This is a genomic window from Cobetia amphilecti, assembly GCF_032923285.1.
GTDB lineage: Bacteria > Pseudomonadota > Gammaproteobacteria > Pseudomonadales > Halomonadaceae > Cobetia > Cobetia amphilecti.
In genome coordinates this window covers 120765-138932 of record NZ_CP136695.1, presented here as the reverse complement: position 1 = coordinate 138932, position 18168 = coordinate 120765, and the positions used below count along the sequence as shown (strand labels likewise).

Genomic DNA, 18168 nt, shown 5'->3' with positions numbered 1-18168 from the left:
CCTCGCGGGTTGGCCTTTTTTTATGCCTGGCAGTTGGCCGGGTGACACGCCCGTGTCATTTGCCGAACGGTTCACCTCGCCCCGGGGTGTGTTGAGAGTGTGCTGGGGCGAGGTGAGTCAGAGGAGCTGAAAGGGACGTGATCCAGTGCCTTAGCTGCTGGTCTCGGCCTTCTTCTTGTTGCTCGCGGTGGCACTGGTGGCTTTCTGGCACTCCAGCAGCGGGGCCAGGAAGCGACCGGTGTGCGAGATCTCCTGCGTGGCCAGTTGCTCCGGCGTGCCTTCGGCGATGATCTGGCCGCCGCCTGAGCCGCCTTCCGGTCCGAGGTCGATCAGCCAGTCGGCGGTCTTGATCACATCCAGGTTGTGCTCGATCACGACCACGGTGTTGCCGTGATCGCGCAGACGGTGCAACACGACCAGCAGCTGGCGAATATCCTCGAAGTGCAGACCGGTGGTCGGCTCATCGAGAATATAGAGCGTCTTGCCGGTATCGCGCTTGGCCAGCTCGCGTGCCAGCTTGACGCGCTGGGCTTCACCGCCGGACAGCGTGGTCGCGCTCTGGCCGAGGCGGACGTAGGAGAGGCCGACATCCATCAGCGTCTGCAGGCGGCGGGCGATGGCCGGAACCGGTGAGAAGAACTCCAGCGCCTCCTCGATGGTCATCTCCAGCACTTCGTGGATGTTCTTGCCCTTGTACTGCACCTCAAGCGTCTCGCGGTTGTAGCGCTTGCCCTTGCAGACATCGCAGGGCACGTACATGTCGGGCAGGAAGTGCATCTCGACCTTGATCAGGCCGTCGCCCTGACAGGCCTCGCAGCGGCCGCCCTTGACGTTGAAGCTGAAGCGGCCCGGCTTGTAGCCGCGGGCGCGTGCTTCCTGGGTGCCGGAGAACAGCTCGCGAATCGGCGTGAAGATGCCGGTATAGGTCGCCGGGTTGGAGCGCGGCGTCCGCCCGATGGGGCTCTGGTCGATATCCACCATCTTGTCGAACAGGTCCAGCCCTTCGATGGTGCCGTAGGGCGCGGGCGTCAGGGTGGTGGCCCGATTGAGCTCATGCGCCGCTAGCGGCATCAGGGTGGCATTGATCAGCGTCGACTTGCCTGAGCCCGAGACCCCGGTGATGCACGTCAGCAGGCCTGTCGGCAGCGTCAGCGTCACATCCTGCAGGTTGTTGCCGGTGGCACCGGTCAGGCGCAGCACCTTGTCAGGGTTGGCCGGAAGGCGGTAGGGCGGCACGGCGATCTCGCGCTCGCCGCTCAGGTATTGCCCGGTCAATGAGCCAGGCGTGGCCTCGATCTGCTCCGGCGTGCCCTGGGCGACGATCTCGCCACCATGCACGCCGGCGCCCGGGCCGATATCCAGCACGTGGTCGGCGGCGCGAATCGCGTCCTCATCATGCTCGACCACGATCACGGTGTTGCCCAGGTCGCGCAGATGGATCAGCGTCTTGAGCAGGCGAATATTGTCGCGCTGATGCAGGCCGATGGACGGCTCATCGAGGATGTACATCACCCCGACCAGGCCGGCACCGATCTGGCTGGCGAGACGGATACGCTGCGCCTCACCGCCGGACAGGGTGTCGGCGCTGCGCTCCAGAGTCAGATAGTCGAGGCCGACATTGACGAGAAACTCGAGGCGCGCCTGGATCTCATGCACGATCTTGGCGGCGATCTCGCCCTTGCGTCCCGGCAGACTCAGCTTGCCGAACTCTTCCCACGCTTCACCGATCGGCTGACGCACGACCTCGGAGAGCGTGCGGTCATCGACATAGACGTTGCGCGCTTCACGACGCAGGCGCGAGCCGTCGCAGCTCGGGCACGGCTGGACCGCCAGATAGCGGGCGAGGTCCTCGCGCACCATGTTGGATTCGGTCTCGCGGTAACGGCGCTCCATGTTGGGCAGCACGCCCTCGAAGGGGTGCTCGCGAGTCACCTTGCGGCCACGGTCATTCACGTAGCTGAAGGCGATGTCCTCGCGGCCGCTGCCATTGAGCACGGCATCACGCGCTTCATCGCTGAGCGACTCCCAGGCCGCTTCCAGCGCGAAGCCGTAATGCTCGGCAACGGCCTGCAGCTGGCTGAAGTAGTAGACACTGCGGCGGTCCCAGCCCTTGATGACGCCTTCGGCCAGTGACAGCTCAGGATGGCTGATCAGCTTCTCGGGATCGAAATACTGCTTCACGCCGAGGCCGTCACAGGTCGGGCAGGCGCCCGCCGGGTTGTTGAAGGAGAACAGGCGCGGTTCCAGCTCGGCCAGCGCATAGCCACACACCGGGCAGGCGAAGCGCGAGGAGAAGACGAGGTCTTCCTGTTCGCCATCCATGAAGTGCAGGCGTGCGCTGCCGTCGGCCAGGTTCAGCGCGGTCTCGAAGGATTCGGCCAGACGCTGCTTGAGGTCTTCGCGCACCTTGAAGCGATCGACGACGACGTCGATGTCATGCTTCTTGTTCTTCTCCAGCGGCTTGAGATCATCCAGCTCGACGATCACGCCGTCGATGCGGGCCCGCACGAAGCCCTGGGCGCGCAGCTCTGACAGCAGCTGGAGGTGCTCACCCTTGCGGCCACTGACCACGGGAGCCAGCAGCATCAGCTTGCTGCCTTCCGGCAGGGCGAGCGCCTGATCGACCATCTGCGAGATGGTCTGGGCTTCCAGATCGATCGCGTGGTCCGGGCAGCGCGGCGTACCTGCGCGTGCATACAGCAGGCGCAGGTAATCGTAGATCTCGGTAATGGTGCCGACGGTGGAGCGCGGGTTGTGCGAGGTCGATTTCTGTTCGATGGAAATCGCCGGTGACAGACCTTCGATATGGTCGATGTCCGGCTTTTCCATCATCGACAGGAACTGACGTGCGTAGGTGGACAGTGATTCGACGTAGCGCCGCTGTCCCTCGGCATAGAGAGTGTCAAAGGCAAGTGATGACTTGCCGGAACCGGAAAGTCCGGTCACCACGATCAGCTTGTCACGCGGCAGTTCGACATCGATGTTCTTGAGGTTGTGGGTGCGCGCACCCCTCACCTGAATCCTGTCCATTGCCACCTCGGGCTGCGTCGATAAAAGCAACGATTATAAGGCGCGGGTGAAACACCCGGCAAAGGCTGCATGCTTTCAAAGCCGCCAAGCGGGCCTTAGAATATGCAGTCCATTGGTGGGCGACCACCGTTGGACGTCACATCTCGGCGACCCACGTGGTCGGCCTCCCTCATTCTTGACTGTCATGCTCCGGAGCCCGCCGCCGCCCATGAAAACCTCTCGACTGCTCGCGCCGGAACGCCGCGCCATCGTCGGCCTTGCCAGCCTCTATGCGACTCGCATGCTGGGGCTGTTCATGGTGTTGCCGGTGCTGGCGCTCTATACCCGTGACCTCGCCGGAGCGACGCCGACACTGGTCGGTGTGGCGCTGGGTGGCTACGGGCTGACCCAGGCATTGCTGCAGATTCCGTTCGGCTGGCTGTCAGACCGGCTGGGGCGCAAGGCCGTGATCGGCTTCGGGCTCGGGTTGTTCATTCTGGGCTCGCTGGTCGCGGCGACGGCCGACAGCATCGAGATGATCATCCTCGGGCGCTGTCTGCAGGGCAGCGGCGCAGTGGCGGGAGCGATCATGGCACTGCTGGCCGATCAGACCCGGGAGGAGGTTCGCACCATGGCGATGGCCTCCATCGGCATGTCGATCGGGGTCGCCTTTGCACTGGCGATGGTCGCAGGGCCACTGGCCGCAGATGCCTTCGGCCTGTCGGGGGTCTTCTGGTTGACCGCCGTGATGGCCGTCGCGAGCCTGTTCGTGCTCTGGAAGCTGGTGCCAGCTGCGCCCAGGCGTCAACATCAGGATGTGGGGCTTGATAGGCGCCAGCTCAAGGGTATCCTCGCGAATTCCGCATTGTTGCGCATGGATGTGTCGATCTTTGCGCTGCACATGATCCTGACCGCCTGCTTCGTGGCCATTCCCCAGCAGCTGGTCAATTTCGGCATCGCCCCGGCGCATCATGGCTGGATCTACCTGCCATTGATGGGGCTGGCCTTTGTCGCCATGCTGCCGCTGGTCATCGTGGCCGAGAAGTATCGGCGCATGAAGCCCGTCTTCCTGGGGGCCGTCGCGACCATCGCGACAAGCTTGCTGCTGCTGGGAGTCGATGGCATCGAGCATGCGGGGCTGGCGATGTTCCTCGGCCTGCTGTGGCTGTTCTTCGTCGCCTTCAATCTGCTTGAGGCGACCTTGCCGTCGATGATCTCAAAGCTGGCCCCGGCCGGTGCCAAGGGTACGGCCATGGGGGTCTATTCCACCAGTCAGTTCCTGGGCGCCTTCGTGGGCGGTGTCGGGGGCGGCTGGTTGACCGGGCATTTCGGACTGAGCGGCGTGTTCTTCGCCATGGGGCTGGTCGCCATTCTGTGGCTGGCCGTGGTGTGGGGCATGCAACCGCCGCGACATCTGGGCAGTGAAGTGATCGGCCTGTCACCCGAGGCCGCGCAATTGTCGGCCGTCGAGCTGCAGACACGCCTGCTGGCGATCGCCGGCGTGGAAGAGGCGCTCGTGGTGCGTGAGGAACGGGTCGCTTATCTCAAGGTCACACGCGATACACTGGATGACAAGGCGCTGGCCCGCTTCACTCGCCAGCGTGATGACGAAACTCCGGCAGGCGCGGAAGTGCCTGCCAGCTGAACCCTGACATCGGCAACACATTGCCGGTGCACTCGATACCTTCTCCGGTGCCCATGGCGCGCCGGTCTATTTGCAGGAGTAATCTTCATGGCTCGTGGCGTAAACAAGGTCATTCTGATCGGTAATCTCGGTCAAGACCCGGAAGTTCGCTTCACCCCGTCCGGTAGTGCGGTGTGCAACCTGAACCTCGCGACGACGGACACCTGGAATGATCGCCAGAGCGGTCAGCGTCAGGAACGTACCGAATGGCACCGTGTGGTGATGTTCAACAAGCTGGCTGAAGTGGCCCAGCAATATGTCAAGAAAGGCTCACGCCTGTATATCGAAGGCCGCCTGCAGACGCGCAAGTGGCAGGATCAGAACGGCAATGACCGTTACAGCACCGAAATCGTGGCCAACGACATGCAGATGCTGGATACGCGTGGTGAAGGTGGCGGCGGCAACTTCGCTGGTGGTCGCCCGCAGCAGGCGCCTCAGCAGGGTGGCCAGCAACCGGCCGCAGCCCCCCAGCAGGGTGGCCAGTTCGGTGGTCAGCAGCCGGCCCCGCAGCAAGGTGGCCAGTTCGGTGGTCAGCAGGCGGCCCCTCAGCAAGGCGGTCAGTTCGGTGGTCAGCAGCCGGCCCCTCAGCAGGGCAACAACTTCGGTGGCCAGCAGCCTGCCCAGCAGAACAACTCCCAGAACAACAATTTCGGTGCGCCGCCCGCGGGCAGCTTCGATGATTTCGATGATGAAATCCCGTTTTGAATAAAGTTTTTCGCCTGTGCGCCGATAGAGCGCGCAAGCGATAACGATGAAAAGGCCCTCGTTCAGCGAGGGCTTTTTTTTGAATCAACCATGAGATGTTCGCGATATTTTTTATGTAAGCGACTGTTTTTCATGAATTATCGCCGATCATGAGAAATGATTCCGAGCGCGACATCCAGTGGCTAGTGCCGCGCGTAAGGGAGGTTGAGCGCCAGTCCATTGCGGCTCATACATGCGTTGCAAACGAGCGTTGTGCAAAAAACGCTTCATGGCCGTATTCTCTTGGTATCTCGCCGTTGGACTGCCAGTGTTGTCGGGTGGCAATCCATGGCCTGAGAAGCCTGTCGTGGTACTCCAGAGGGGGTGCTGGCGACATGACGCCGTTGTCGGATTTCCGCCCCTATCTTGCCGACTGTGGCATGCCCCTGATGATTGAGGTTATTCATGCATGGCAGTTATTCCTATCCACTGGTCGCCCTGTCAATCGTGGTTGCAGTGCTGGCTTCACATGCAGCGCTGCAGTTGATTCGTCAGGTCGCGCTGGCCCCTTCGCGCGCCACCAGCCTCGGCTGGCTGGTGGGCGGAGCCGTGGCAATGGGGCTGGGTGTCTGGGCCATGCATTTCATCGGCATGCTGGCGTATGAAAGCCCGGCTTCGGTCACCTATGCGCCCGGCCTGACGGCGTTGTCGGTGCTGATCGCGATGCTGGCCTCGGGGCTGGCACTCTGGGTGAATACGTTGCCACGCCTGACGCCGATGCTGTTGATGACGAGCGGGACCATCATGGGCGGCGGCATCGCCACGATGCACTACACCGGCATGGCGGCGATGCAGATGCACATGCCATACCGCTATGACCCGCTGCTGTTCGCGGTGTCCATCGTGGTGGCGGTGGTGGCCGCGACGGCGGCCCTGTGGCTGGGAGGCTTCTTCTTGCGCCAGCGCCGCCCCAATCGTATCTATCAGGCCCTGGCGGCCGGTGCGATGGGTCTTGCCATCGCCGGCATGCATTACATCGGCATGGCGGCGATGGAGATGATGCCGCTGACCACGCCCATCATCTCTCCCGCCGGGGTGGGCATGAACTCCGGGCAGAATCTGTGGCTGGCCCTGGCCATCGCGATCGCGACCCTGGCCGTGCTGGGGCTGGCACTCCTGGCCATCAGTGCCGAGCAGCGCATGCGTCGCAGTCGCCATTACCGCTCGCGTCTTGATGGCCTGCTGGAGTATCGGACCCGGGAGCTGCGTCATGAGCGCGATCAGGTGGCGGTCATGCTGGATTCCATCGATGAAGGAGTGATCAGCCTCGATCGCGAGGGCCATATCCAGCACATCAATCCCATCGCTGCCGAACTGTGTGGCTGGGACCCGTCGTTGGCCCGCGGGCGCCCCTGGGCGCGCATCTTGCAGCTGCGCCATGAAGGTACGTTGCAGTCGGTCGCCAGCCAGCTGGAAGGGGTCTTGCAGCGTGGCGAAGTGGTGCACATGTCCAGCCAGACGCTGCTGGTGGCACGTGATGGCAGTGAATGTGCCGTGGAACTCAAGGCCTCGCCCGTGCGCCGTCGCAGTGGGGATGTCGAGGGGGCCGTGCTGGTCTTCCGCGACATCAGTTATCGCCAGGCCATGATTCGGCGCCTCAACTTCCAGGCGCATCACGACAGCCTGACCGGCCTGCACAATCGCACCGCCTTCGATGACTCACTCACCGCGGCGCTGGCCGATGGCGGCTTTCACCAGCTGCTGTACCTGGATCTCGACTTCTTCAAGGTGGTCAACGACACCTGCGGCCACGCGGCCGGAGACACCGTGTTGCGCGAGCTCTCCGCGCTGATGCGAGCGCATGTGCGGGAAACGGATGTACTGGCACGCCTGGGGGGCGATGAATTCGCCGTGCTGCTCTATCGCTGTTCTCGCGAGCAGGCCATCGAGCGTGCCGAAGCGCTGTGCGCGGCCGTCAGTGCCTATCGCTACTACGATGAGGGGCGGCCATTCCAGTTGGGCGTCAGTATCGGGGTCGCGCCGGTCGAGGGCGGTGTCCAGGCCTCCGAAGTCCTGCGTCAGGCGGATGGTGCCTGCTACATGGCCAAGCAGAGCGGGCGCAATCAGGTACATGCCTACCATGACGGAGATGCGGGGTTCGAGCGTGCCCAGCGCGAGGTGCAATGGCTGCCGCTTCTGCACGAGGCGCTGGAGAATGATCGCTTCACGCTGTACATCCAGCCGATCCGCTCGCTGAGTGATGCCACCAGCAAGCCCTACTATGAGGTGCTGCTGCGCTACGTCAACGACTCGGGCGAGCACCTGGCCCCGGCGCACTTCATGGCGACGGCGGAGCGATTCGGCCTGATGCCCGAGATTGATATCTGGGTCGTCACCCAGGCGCTGCAGGTGCTGGAGTCCGATGATGGCCGCATCGAATCGGATGCCGTGCTGGCGATCAACCTCTCCGGTCAGAGCATGGGTGACCTGCGCATGCGCGATCAGCTGGCGGCGCTGGTCACGCAAAGCTCCGTCATGCCCCCAGCGGCTGTGCTTCGAGATCACCGAGACGGCGGCCATCAGCAATCTGGCCCAGGCGCGCGAGTTCATCTACAGCATGCGCCGGCTCGGCTGCAGCTTCGCCCTGGACGACTTCGGCAGCGGCATGTCGTCCTTTGCCTACCTCAAGGAGCTGCCGGTCAACCAGCTCAAGATCGACGGCGCCTTCGTGCGCAACCTGACTCGCGATAGCCTCGACGCCGCCATCGTCTCCGCCATCTGTGGCATCTGTGCCCAGATGGGCATCATCACGGTGGCGGAATATGTCGAGCGCCTTGAGCTGATCCCCGCCCTCGAGCTGATCGGTGTCGACTTCGTGCAAGGCTACGGCATCGGCCGTCCTCACCCGATCGGCGCCCCGTTGATCCCCATCACTCCACGCAACAACGGGCCTGCAGCCAGTCTGCAAGGTTGATAGAATGACACCTTTGCATCGTCGCCTCTTGCGGCGATGCGCCTGTTTGCTGGAGCCTGCCTGTGAAACTCTTGCTGCTAGATGCCGGGCATTGTCTTGGCCTGGGTCTGATTCGTGCGGCCGGTACGCGCGCCGATCTTGAGCTCAACGCCGTCGAGTCTGACCGTATTGGTGCCGATGACATCCGCGCCAGCCAGGCGGATGTCGTCATCGTGCCGCCGTTCGCACGCCCGGCCGATTCCGCACCTGCCGAGGTGATGGCGCATGCCGAGGCGGTGGAGCAAGTGCTGGCCGCCTGCATCGAGACCGGCACACCGCTGGTGTGGTGCGTGGCAGATCAGATGTTCGAGCAGGGCGGCGAAGGCTTGCTCGACGAGGACGAGGTGCCCTCGCCGATCGATACGGCGCTGCGCCGCGTCATCGCGACAGGTGATCGCATCCGTGCCGAGCTGCCCAATCACCTGATCGTGCGTCTGGGCCCGCTGTTCGGTCCGGAAGGGCGCGATGCCTGGTTGCCGACACTGATCGAGCGTCTGCTGGCAGGGGAAGAGGTGCGTGCCGCCGAGGATGTCATCCTGTGCCCGACCAGTGTCGATGCCGTGGCGATGGCGTTGATCGGCATGCTCCAGCAGCAGCGCTGCGGTGCGGATGCCTGGGGGGCCTACCATCTGGCCGGCACCGAGCCCATCAGCACCTACGCCTTCGTCAGTGTCGTACGCACCCAGTTGATCACCCGCCTCGAGGGGCTGGGCGAGACGGTGGCCGCAGGCCCGCTCAAGGCGCTGACCCTCAATGCCGGTACGCCGCTGCGGCGCGTGCTCAACTGCCGTCGCGTGCTGGACACCTTCGGTGTGCATCAGAAGCCGTGGCGCCTCGAACTATCCCGCCTGATGGATGACTGGATCGCGCAGCGCGCCTCCGGCTCATCTCGCCCTGATTCGATCTGACCTGTGGAGACTGTGCCTGTGAATGCGCTGCGTAGCGTGCTGTTTTATGTAGGTTATTTCATGGCGTTGCTGCTCAGCGCCGTGGTGCTGGTGCCGCTGGCGGCCTGCCTTCCGCTACAGGCGCGCTACCGTGTCCTGCATAGCTACAACCATATCGTGCTGTGGTGGTTCCGTCTGACCTGCGGCGTGAAGGTGCAGGTGACTGGACGTGACGCCTTGCCTGAGGGGGCCTGCGTGCTGCTGGCCAACCACCAGAGCGAGTGGGAAACCATCTATCTGCAGGTGGCCAAGCGCCCGCTATGCACCGTGCTCAAGCAGGAGCTGCTGAAGATTCCGGTCTTCGGCTGGGGGCTGAAACTGCTGGAGCCGATTCCGCTGGATCGCACCCAGCCGGCCAAGGCGCTCAAGCAGGTGCTGTCAGTGGGTACCCAGCGCCTCAAGGACGGTTTTACCGTGCTGATCTTCCCGGAAGGCACGCGCATTGCGCCGGGGACGCGCAAGAAGTTCAACAAGTCCGGCGCCGCGATTGCCTGCCGTGCCGGCGTGCCGGTGGTGCCGGTGGCGCACAATGCCGGTGAGATCTGGCCCAACGACAGCTGGATCAAGCGCCGGGGCACCATCCATGTCGCCTATGGCCCGGCCATCGAGACGGCGGGGCGCAAGCCGGATGCGGTGATCGCCGATGTCGAGGCCTGGGTCGAGACCAAGCTGCAGGAAATCTCCAGCGTCCAGCGTCCGCCGCTGGAAGAGGAAGCGGCGGCCGATAGCGTCGGCGCCTGACAGCTTGTCGCGCTTCTGATGCATCCGGTGCCCGCCAGCGAGTACCGGACAGCCACCAAAAAGGCCGCCCCGAAGGGCGGCCTTTTCGTGTCTCACACCAGCGCATATCTGCAGACTGCATGCCTGCTGAACGCGTGCTGGATCAGTCCTGGAAACGTTCCAGAATCAGGCAGGCGTTGGTGCCACCGAAGCCGAAGCTGTTGGACAGCACACGGTCGATCTTGACGCCATCACGACGGGTCGTGACGATGTCGAGGCCTTCGGCGCGGTCATCCAGCTCGCTGACGTTGGCAGACGCGGCAATGAAGTCGTTCTCCATCATCAGCATGGAGTAGATGGCTTCCTGCACGCCAGTGGCGCCCAGCGAGTGACCCGTCAGCGACTTGGTCGAGCTCATTGCCGGGCTGGCGGTGCCGAAGACTTCCTGGATGGCCTTGAGCTCGGCCACATCGCCCACCGGCGTCGAGGTGCCGTGGGTGTTGATGTAGTCGATATCGCCATTCACGGTCGCCATCGCCTGACGCATGCAGCGTGCTGCACCTTCGCCGGACGGTGCCACCATGTCGTGGCCATCGGAGGTCGCGCCATAGCCGGTCACTTCGGCGTAGATCTTCGCGCCGCGTGCCTTGGCGTGTTCCAGCTCCTCGAGTACCAGCATGCCGCCGCCACCCGCGATGACGAAACCATCACGGGTCTTGTCGTAGGGACGCGACGCGGTTTCCGGCGTGTCGTTGTAGCTGGTGGACAGGGCGCCCATGGCGTCGAACAGGCAGGACAGGGTCCAGTGCTCTTCTTCGCCACCACCGGCAAACACGATGTCCTGCTTGTTCAGCTGGATCTGTTCCACGGCGCTACCGATGCAGTGGGCAGACGTGGCACAGGCCGAGGAGATCGAGTAGTTGATGCCCTTGATCTTGAACGGCGTGGCCAGACAGGCAGAGACGGTCGAGCCCATGGTGCGAGTGACGCGGTAGGGGCCGACGCGACGCAGACCCTTGGCGCGCATCACGTCTGCGGCCTCGACCTGGTTCGCGGAGGAAGCGCCACCGGAACCGGCGATCAGGCCGGTACGCTCGTGGGAAACCTGCGCTTCGGTGAGACCGGAATCGGCAATCGCCTGCGCCATGGAGATGTAGGCATAGGCCGCAGCATCCCCCATGAAGCGCAATTGCTTGCGATCGATGTGGTCTTCGAGATTGATGTCGACAACGCCGGCCACGTGGCTACGGAAGCCCAGCTCAGCGTATTCCTCTTTGCGGCGGATACCAGAACGTCCTTCGCGGAGCGATTCCAGGACCTGCTGGCGATCATTGCCCAGGCAGGAAACAATGCCCAGCCCGGTGACTACCACTCTACGCATGGGAGCCTCCCGTTCAGAAGTTCGCAGTGGAGGTGAACAGACCGACGCGCAGGTCGTTGGCCTGATAGATGTCGCGACCGTCAACTGTCACTGTACCATCGGCGATGCCGAGGATCAGCTTGCGAGTGATGACTCGCTTGATGTTGATGGTGTAGGTCACTTTCTTGGCGGTCGGCAGCACCTGGCCAGAGAACTTGACCTCGCCGCAGCCCAGCGCGCGGCCACGGCCCGGATTGCCCAGCCAGCCGAGGTGGAAGCCCACCAGCTGCCACATGGCATCGAGGCCCAGGCAGCCCGGCATCACCGGATCACCCGGGAAGTGGCAGTCGAAGAACCACAGGTCCGGAGAGATATCCAGCTCAGCAATCAGCTGACCCTTGCCGTGGCTACCGCCTTCCTCACTGATGTGAGTGATGCGATCCAGCATCAGCATGTTGGGAGCAGGCAGTTGCGCATTGCCCGGGCCGAAGAGTTCGCCCTGGCCACAGGCCAGCAGCTCGTCGCGAGTAAAGGAGTGTTGCTTGGTCACTGAGTCATTCCGAGTAGCGGGATGGTAATGCCGTACGAGGCACCTGAGCGCCTGAATGGGGCTAGTCTAATGGCTGGCACCCCTGAATGCACGTGGGGGCCAGACTAAAGGGCAGCAAGGGCGGGTGCAAATAAGTCCTACAGCTGGCGGGAAAGTGGTCGATAGGAGCTAGTGTGTGATTCGCGCGGGATCCTCTTTGCCGGCATCGGTCGCAATCCGCTGGAGCCGTGCCGAGAGTGGCCTGCTCCCTGCAAATGCAGGATCATCCCCGATGACCCCTTCCACCGAGAGCTGCTTATGTGGCCGCAAGCCCACTTCAATCGGCCCCTGATCATCGGGGCGCTCGTTGCCTTGACAGCGCTGCCCTGGTTGCCGGGGCTCGAGCTGCGTCTTGCCGCGTTGCTGCCTGCCGTTCTGGCGGGGCTGGACATCGCGCGCCAGCGTCGTCGCCAGCTGCTGCATCGTCAGCTGCTGGAAGCCGCCGTGCACCTGAGCAGTGATGGTCTGGTGATCAGTGATCGCCACAATCGGGTGCTGGCCGTGAACGCCGCCTTCAGTCATATCACCGGTTACGCACCGGAAGAGATCATTGGTCGCAACCCTTCCCTGCTGTCTTCCGGGCGCCATGACGAGGAATTTCACGCCCGTTATCGCCAGGCGCTCGAGGTCAATGGCCACTGGGAGGGCGAGGTCTGGAATCGGCGCAAGCAGGGGGATGAATACCCCGAGTGGCTGCGGGCACGCCGTATCGAGCAGGGCGGCGACGTCTTTCATGTCGCTCTCTTTACCGACATCACCCGCCACAAGGCACGCGAGCAGGACCTGCAGCGCCTGGGGCTGGAAGATGCCCTGACGGGCCTGCCCAATCGCCGCCGGCTGGGCGACCTGCTGGTCAGTCGCCTCAATGGCCTGCGCGCCGGGGAGGCGATGGACCTGGCACTGATCGATATCGATGCGCTCAAGAGCATCAATGATGCCCTGGGCGCGGAAGGGGGCGATCGTCTGCTGCAGCAGTTCTCCCAGCGTCTGACGGCGCTGGCGCGGGGCGGCGTGGTCGGGCGCATCGGCGGCGACGAGTTCGTGATTCTGCGCTCCACGGCAGGGGGCGAGCATACCGTCTGGGTGGATGAGCTGCGTCAGGTACTGACCAAGCCCTTCGAGATCGGCGATCAGGCGCTGCACCTTGCGCTGTCGATCGGCAGCTGCCGCGCCCCGGAGGATGGCGCTGACGCCGATGTGCTGATGCAGCGCCTGGAAAGCGCCCTGTATGCCGCCAAGCGGCATGGCCGCAATACCGACATGCGCTTTCAGCCCGCACTGGACGCGGGCGGTGACCTGCAGCTGGGGCTGGCGAATGACCTGCGGGTCGCCATCGAGAGCCAGGGGCAATTGCAGCTGCACTATCAATGTCAGCACGACGCCAGCACCGGCAAGGTCGCGAGTGTCGAGGCGCTGCTGCGCTGGAAGCACCCGCTGCGGGGTGCCATCTCACCGGCCGAATTCGTGCCGCTGGCCGAGCGCCATGGCCTGATGCTGCGCCTGGGCAACTGGGTGCTGCGCGAGGCAGTACAGCAGCAGGCCAGCTGGCGGCGCGCCGGTCACCGCCTGTGCATCTGGGTCAATGTCTCGGCCTTGCAGCTGATCCAGGGGGGCTTTGAGGCCTCGCTGGCGGGCCTGTTGATGGAGTATGACGTGCCTGCCAGCTCCATCGGGCTGGAGCTGACGGAATCGGTATTGCTGGATGAGCGTGCCGGTGACGTCTCACGGCGCCTGGCGGCACTACGCGCTCGCGGCCACCAGATCGCGGTGGATGACTTCGGCACCGGCTATTCCTCACTCGCCTATCTGAAGGACCTGCCGGTGGACAAGCTCAAGCTGGACCGCGCCTTCATCCGCAGTCTGCCCGGCGAGCGTGCGGATGCCGCCATCACCATGGCGGTGCTGGCGATGGCCAAGGGCCTGGGCATGGAGATGATCGCGGAAGGCGTCGAGACCGCCGAACAGCGTGAATATCTGGTATCGAATGGCTGCGGCTGGATCCAGGGGTTCTACTTCTCGCGGCCGGCATCCCCGGGGGAGGTCATCGAGCGGCTCAATGGCTACGAGGCCGGCAATCTGGCCATCAAGGCTGCCTGAGGCGCTCAGGCGCGCTCGGCATGTCCCTGCAGGCGTGCGATACCCAGACACAGGCCGCCCCAGATCAGCGCCTGGGCCGGTAGCAGCCAGTCGGCGAGGGTCACACTGGCGAGCTGCGCCCCGCCGTAATAGGACAGCGGCGCACTGATGGCGCCGCCAGCCGCCGCAAGCCAGGGCCGCTGCCACAACCAGCGCAGCGCATGATGGATCGTGCTGGCGAACAGCGGCCACAGACACCACATCCAGACAGGCAGGGGCAGCCAGTGCGCCCAGTCAGGCGTGTCCGAGGTGATGGTGTAGCCACCGGCCAGTGACAGACTGCCATCCACTACCATGCCCAGCGCCACGAAGGCGGCCAGCCAGCGCAGCTCGCGCAGACGCTCACCCATCGGCACGATCAGCCACAGATGCACGGCCAGTATCAGCGGCGTGGCCAGCAGGGCGACTGTCGAGCCGCCCAGTACGCAGCATAACCAGCCGAGCTGGAAGAGCCCGGCATTGAGCAGTGCTCCATAGCGCTCGGACGGCATGTTCAGGCGTCCCAATCCTGAAGTCCCGCCTGGACCGGACGCGCCCCCGGCCCCCCCAGCAGCAGCTGACAGGTGCCGATGGTGCGCTCGCGGAAGCCCCCCTCGCAGTACGCCAGGTAGTAACGCCACATGCGCACGAAGCGCTCGTCGTAGCCCTGCGCATAGACCTCCCCGAGACGCGCCTCGAAGCGCTGCCCCCAGGCCTTGAGCGTGGCGGCGTAGTGCAGGCCGATATCCTCGAGCTGCAACAGGTTCAGCTGGGTGTCCTGCTGCATGGCGCTGAGAATCGCCGCATGGGACGGCAGGAAGCCGCCGGGGAAGATGTAGCGCTTGATGAAGTCCATCTCGCGGCTGGCGGCCACGAAGCGCTGATCGCGAATCGTGATGGCCTGCAGTGCGATCAGGCCTGCCGGTTCGAGCAGGCGCTCGAGGGTCTTCAGGTAGGTCGGCAGATACTGATGGCCGACCGCCTCGATCATCTCCACCGAGACGATGCGATCGAAGCGGCCTTCCAGTGCCCGGTAGTCTTCCTTGAGCAGCGTGATGCGATCCTCCAGCCCTTCCGCGGCGATGCGCGCCTGGGTATAGGCGTGCTGCTCATCGGAGATGGTCGTGGTGGTCACGCGGCAGCCGCGTGTTCTTGCGGCATGGATCGCCAGCCCGCCCCAGCCGGTGCCGATTTCCAGCAGGTGATGCTGCGGCCCGAGTTCCAGCAGGTTGAACAGCTTCTCCAGCTTGTGGGTGGAGGCCGCCTCCAGACTGGCCTCGGGATAGGGAAACACCGCCGCGGAATACATGCGGTGCTCGCGATCGAGGAACAGCTCGAAGAGATCATTGCCGAGATCGTAATGCGCCGAGATGTTGCGCTTCGAACCCGCCAGCGTATTGCGCGCCAGCGCGTAGGCGACGCTCAGCGCCCACTTGGACAGGCGCGACGTCCCGCTGTCCACCGAGTCATTGACCTGTTCGAGGTTGTAGGCGAACAGGCGCACCAGCCCGACCAGATCATCCGTCTCCCACTGGCCATCCATGTAGGCCTCCGCCGCCGCGACGGTGCCACCCAGCGCCATGCGCCGCCACGCGCGTGAGTCATGGATACGCAGCGTGACGTTACGCGCGCCGCCCTTGCCCAGTACGTGGCGCTCACGACCTTCCAGCACCGTCAGGCTGCCACCCTCGAGTTTGTCGAGCATGCGCAGCAGGCGTGGCCGCAGCAGCCGAGTCAGGCGGTCTGCCGGTGCCCGGGTCGCGGCCAGTGTGGGGGGAGCGGGTTCGAATTGGCTCATGATGAGTTCCTCATGATGAAGACGGCGAGCGCGGATGGTCGAAGATCGGCACGCGCTTGAGCGCCAGACGCAGCGCCTCGAAATGAATGCCTGCGACCGTCTTGAGCGTCATCCAGGGGAAACGCAGCAGCAGGCGATGAAAGGCGCGTGGGGTAGCCGGTTCCAGATGCAGGCTCAGGCTGGCATCGAACAGCGAGTGCTGCGCTATCCGCGCCGTATCCCCGGTGAGGGGATGGTTTTCCATGTGCAGCAACAGCTCATCCGCGCTGGGGTCGTTGAAGCGCCAGTGATAGCGCATGCCCATCGGCATGAAGGGCGAGACATGCATGCGCTTGTCGAACTGCGCCGCCTGCATGCGTCGTTGCGGGTCCGTGCGGGCGGCATACAGTACGCGCTCTCCCCAGGGGATATTGGTCACCTCACCGAGCACGGCGCCCAGCTGGCCTGAGGCGTGATAGAGGTAATAGAGGCGGATCGGGTTGAAGCCGATCCCGAAGTGGCGCAGCTGCGTCAGCAGAAAGATGCGCCCCTGTGGCAGCGGCGCGTGATCGCCACTGCGGGCAAGCTCGCGCTGGCAGGCGGCGCGCACCCGTTCCTCGAGTGGGCCATCGGCAATGTCGTGGATCGCAGCCGGCAGATGGTCACTGTCGCGAAAGGCCAATGGTGCGGCATGACTGGCGCTCACCAGGCGCTTGCCGGCCATCAGTGCCGGCAACTCATCCAGCGCCAGCCATGCCATGGCGACGCGATAGCGAAAGGCATGCAGGCGCGGCGCGTGACGACGGTGGCGCAGCGTGCCATAGCCGATGCGGCTGGCGGGCGCCTTCAATCGTCTGCCTCGCGAGCGCCCAGTGCCTCGGCGACCCGCAGCGCACTCCATACGCCATCCTCGTGAAATCCATTGCGCCACCAGGCGCCACAGAAATGGGTGTGGCCGACCTTGCCGTTCGGGGTTGCCTGAACACCGGAAATCTCCTCGAAGCGGGCCTTGGCGGCTTCGGCAGCCAGCGTGAAGCGTGGGTGGTCATAGGCATAACGCCCCAGCACCCGATCGGGATCAATCGCGTCGCTGTCATTGAGCGTGATGCAGAAGGTCTCACGAGGCGGGTGCGTACGCTCCTCAAGGCATTGCAGGATGTTCATGTCGTAGGTGACGCTGGCCCGCTGGGCGTCGTCGCGCCCGTCGAGGCGATAGTTCCAGCTCGCCCAGGCTGCCTTGCGCCTGGGCAGCAGTGAGGTGTCGGTATGCATCACCACGTCATTGCGCTGGGTCGTGATCGCCCCGAGCACTTCGCGCTCCTGCTCGCTGGCATCGCCGAGCAGCGCCAGTGCCTGTGGCGCATGACAGGCCAGCACGACCTGGTCGAAGCGCTCGCGGCGACCATCGGCATGCTCAAGCGTCACGCCGTCGGCATCGCGCAGGATCCGGGTGATCTTGCTGTCGAGCTGAATGCGCTCGGCGTAGCTTTCGGTCAGCGGTGCGATATAGGCGCGCGAGCCACCGACCAGCGTGAACCACTGCGGGCGGTCATTGACCGACAGCAGGCCGTGATGGCGGAAGAAGCGCACGAAGAACAGCAGCGGGAATTGTGTGATATCCGCGATGCTGGCGGACCAGATCGCCGCGCCCATCGGCAGCAGGTAATGCTCACGGAATACCTGCGAGTAGCCATTGGCATCCAGATAGCTGGCCAAGGTCGCGCCCTCGGCGAGCTTGCCGTTGTCCAGATCGGCGGCAGCCTGCTTGTTGAAGCGCAGGATGTCGCGCAGCAGGCGATAGAAGCGCGGACGCAGCAGGTTGCGTTTCTGGGCGAACAGCGACAGCAGGGTATGGCCGTTGTACTCGAAGTCCTCGGCGGTGGTATGGACAGAGAAGCTCATCTCGGTGGGCTGATAGGCCACGTCGAGGCGTTCCAGCAGGCGCTGGAAATGCGGGTAGGTGCGGTCATTGAAGACGATGAAGCCGGTGTCGATGGCCCAGTCGCTGCCATCGGCGCACTGTACATCCATGGTGGCGGTGTGACCGCCCAGGCGCTCGGCTGACTCGAAGACATGTACTTCATGCTTGCGACTCAGGTAGTAGGCCGCTGACATGCCGCTGACGCCGCTGCCGATGACGGCGATGCGCTGGCGGTCCAGAGGTGCTGTCGCGTGTGTCGTTGTTGTATTCATGCCACTCCAGAAGGAAAACGAGTCGAACCATGTCGTCAGCAGCTGGGCTGCGGGAAGGTGCACTGGCAGGCCTGTTT

The 18168-nt window shown here is 64.1% G+C and carries 12 protein-coding genes and 1 pseudogene; 6 read left to right on the top strand and 7 right to left on the bottom strand.

Annotation, left to right across the window (positions count from 1 at the left end):
- Nucleotides 1–150: 150 nt before the first annotated feature.
- Nucleotides 151–3030 carry an excinuclease ABC subunit UvrA gene (gene uvrA, locus R1T44_RS00615; protein WP_317292390.1) on the bottom strand — a complete coding sequence of 960 codons (2880 nt, stop codon included), beginning with the start codon at nt 3028–3030 and terminating at the stop codon, nt 151–153.
- Between the two features lie 208 nt (nt 3031–3238).
- Here uvrA and R1T44_RS00610 point away from each other — a divergent pair, with 208 nt between their 5' ends.
- The 5 genes and pseudogenes from R1T44_RS00610 to R1T44_RS00585 all read left to right on the top strand — a co-directional run bounded on the left by R1T44_RS00610 (nt 3239) and on the right by R1T44_RS00585 (nt 10078).
- Nucleotides 3239–4654 (top strand): MFS transporter, encoded by a 1416-nt coding sequence (locus R1T44_RS00610; protein WP_054556904.1) that lies wholly within the window; start codon nt 3239–3241, stop codon nt 4652–4654.
- A gap of 87 nt (nt 4655–4741) precedes the next feature.
- Nucleotides 4742–5398: a single-stranded DNA-binding protein gene (gene ssb, locus R1T44_RS00605; protein ID WP_278421209.1), complete on the top strand. Its 657-nt coding sequence runs from the start codon at nt 4742–4744 to the stop codon at nt 5396–5398.
- Between the two features lie 444 nt (nt 5399–5842).
- A pseudogene (locus R1T44_RS00600) lies at nt 5843–8351 on the top strand (EAL domain-containing protein).
- 62 nt (nt 8352–8413) lie between these two features.
- Nucleotides 8414–9298 carry a sugar nucleotide-binding protein gene (locus R1T44_RS00590; protein ID WP_043334814.1) on the top strand — a complete coding sequence of 295 codons (885 nt, stop codon included), beginning with the start codon at nt 8414–8416 and terminating at the stop codon, nt 9296–9298.
- Between the two features lie 60 nt (nt 9299–9358).
- The gene (locus R1T44_RS00585; protein WP_317292388.1) at nt 9359–10078 is read left to right on the top strand and encodes a lysophospholipid acyltransferase family protein; all 720 of its coding nucleotides are present in this window, start codon (nt 9359–9361) and stop codon (nt 10076–10078) included.
- A 142-nt stretch (nt 10079–10220) separates the two neighbouring features.
- Here the strand turns inward: R1T44_RS00585 and fabB are convergent, their stop codons facing one another.
- The gene (gene fabB, locus R1T44_RS00580; RefSeq protein WP_153636683.1) at nt 10221–11438 is read right to left on the bottom strand and encodes a beta-ketoacyl-ACP synthase I; all 1218 of its coding nucleotides are present in this window, start codon (nt 11436–11438) and stop codon (nt 10221–10223) included.
- Nucleotides 11439–11451: 13 nt separating this feature from the next.
- On the bottom strand, nt 11452–11967 hold the full coding sequence (fabA, locus tag R1T44_RS00575) for a 3-hydroxyacyl-[acyl-carrier-protein] dehydratase FabA (protein ID WP_043334808.1): 516 nt from the start codon (nt 11965–11967) through the stop codon (nt 11452–11454).
- 297 nt (nt 11968–12264) lie between these two features.
- Here fabA and R1T44_RS00570 point away from each other — a divergent pair, with 297 nt between their 5' ends.
- Nucleotides 12265–14103 carry a putative bifunctional diguanylate cyclase/phosphodiesterase gene (locus tag R1T44_RS00570; protein ID WP_317292387.1) on the top strand — a complete coding sequence of 613 codons (1839 nt, stop codon included), beginning with the start codon at nt 12265–12267 and terminating at the stop codon, nt 14101–14103.
- 5 nt (nt 14104–14108) lie between these two features.
- Here the strand turns inward: R1T44_RS00570 and R1T44_RS00565 are convergent, their stop codons facing one another.
- Genes R1T44_RS00565 through R1T44_RS00550 form a run of 4 tightly spaced genes read right to left on the bottom strand, consistent with a single transcriptional unit; the run spans nt 14109 to nt 18091 of the window.
- Nucleotides 14109–14648, bottom strand: a complete 540-nt coding sequence (locus tag R1T44_RS00565) for a DUF2878 domain-containing protein (RefSeq protein ID WP_317292386.1) — start codon at nt 14646–14648, stop codon at nt 14109–14111.
- A complete protein-coding gene (locus R1T44_RS00560; protein WP_317292385.1) occupies nt 14636–15919 on the bottom strand; it encodes a cyclopropane-fatty-acyl-phospholipid synthase family protein in 1284 nt (427 codons plus the stop codon). Before R1T44_RS00560 ends, R1T44_RS00565 begins: the two co-directional genes overlap by 13 nt.
- A 10-nt stretch (nt 15920–15929) precedes the next feature.
- A complete protein-coding gene (locus R1T44_RS00555; RefSeq protein ID WP_317292384.1) occupies nt 15930–16748 on the bottom strand; it encodes a DUF1365 domain-containing protein in 819 nt (272 codons plus the stop codon).
- Nucleotides 16745–18091 carry an NAD(P)/FAD-dependent oxidoreductase gene (locus R1T44_RS00550; RefSeq protein ID WP_317292383.1) on the bottom strand — a complete coding sequence of 449 codons (1347 nt, stop codon included), beginning with the start codon at nt 18089–18091 and terminating at the stop codon, nt 16745–16747. Before R1T44_RS00550 ends, R1T44_RS00555 begins: the two co-directional genes overlap by 4 nt.
- Nucleotides 18092–18168: the final 77 nt, after the last annotated feature.

Excerpts from the sequence above, each read along its gene's own strand:
- uvrA (WP_317292390.1), bottom strand. The coding sequence starts at position 3,030 with ATGGACAGGATTCAGGTGAGGGGTGCGCGCACCCACAACCTCAAGAAC.
- R1T44_RS00610 (WP_054556904.1), top strand. The coding sequence starts at position 3,239 with ATGAAAACCTCTCGACTGCTCGCGCCGGAACGCCGCGCCATCGTCGGC.
- ssb (WP_278421209.1), top strand. The coding sequence starts at position 4,742 with ATGGCTCGTGGCGTAAACAAGGTCATTCTGATCGGTAATCTCGGTCAA.
- R1T44_RS00585 (WP_317292388.1), top strand. The coding sequence starts at position 9,359 with ATGGCGTTGCTGCTCAGCGCCGTGGTGCTGGTGCCGCTGGCGGCCTGC.
- fabB (WP_153636683.1), bottom strand. The coding sequence starts at position 11,438 with ATGCGTAGAGTGGTAGTCACCGGGCTGGGCATTGTTTCCTGCCTGGGC.
- R1T44_RS00570 (WP_317292387.1), top strand. The coding sequence starts at position 12,265 with ATGTGGCCGCAAGCCCACTTCAATCGGCCCCTGATCATCGGGGCGCTC.
- R1T44_RS00560 (WP_317292385.1), bottom strand. The coding sequence starts at position 15,919 with ATGAGCCAATTCGAACCCGCTCCCCCCACACTGGCCGCGACCCGGGCA.
- R1T44_RS00550 (WP_317292383.1), bottom strand. The coding sequence starts at position 18,091 with ATGAATACAACAACGACACACGCGACAGCACCTCTGGACCGCCAGCGC.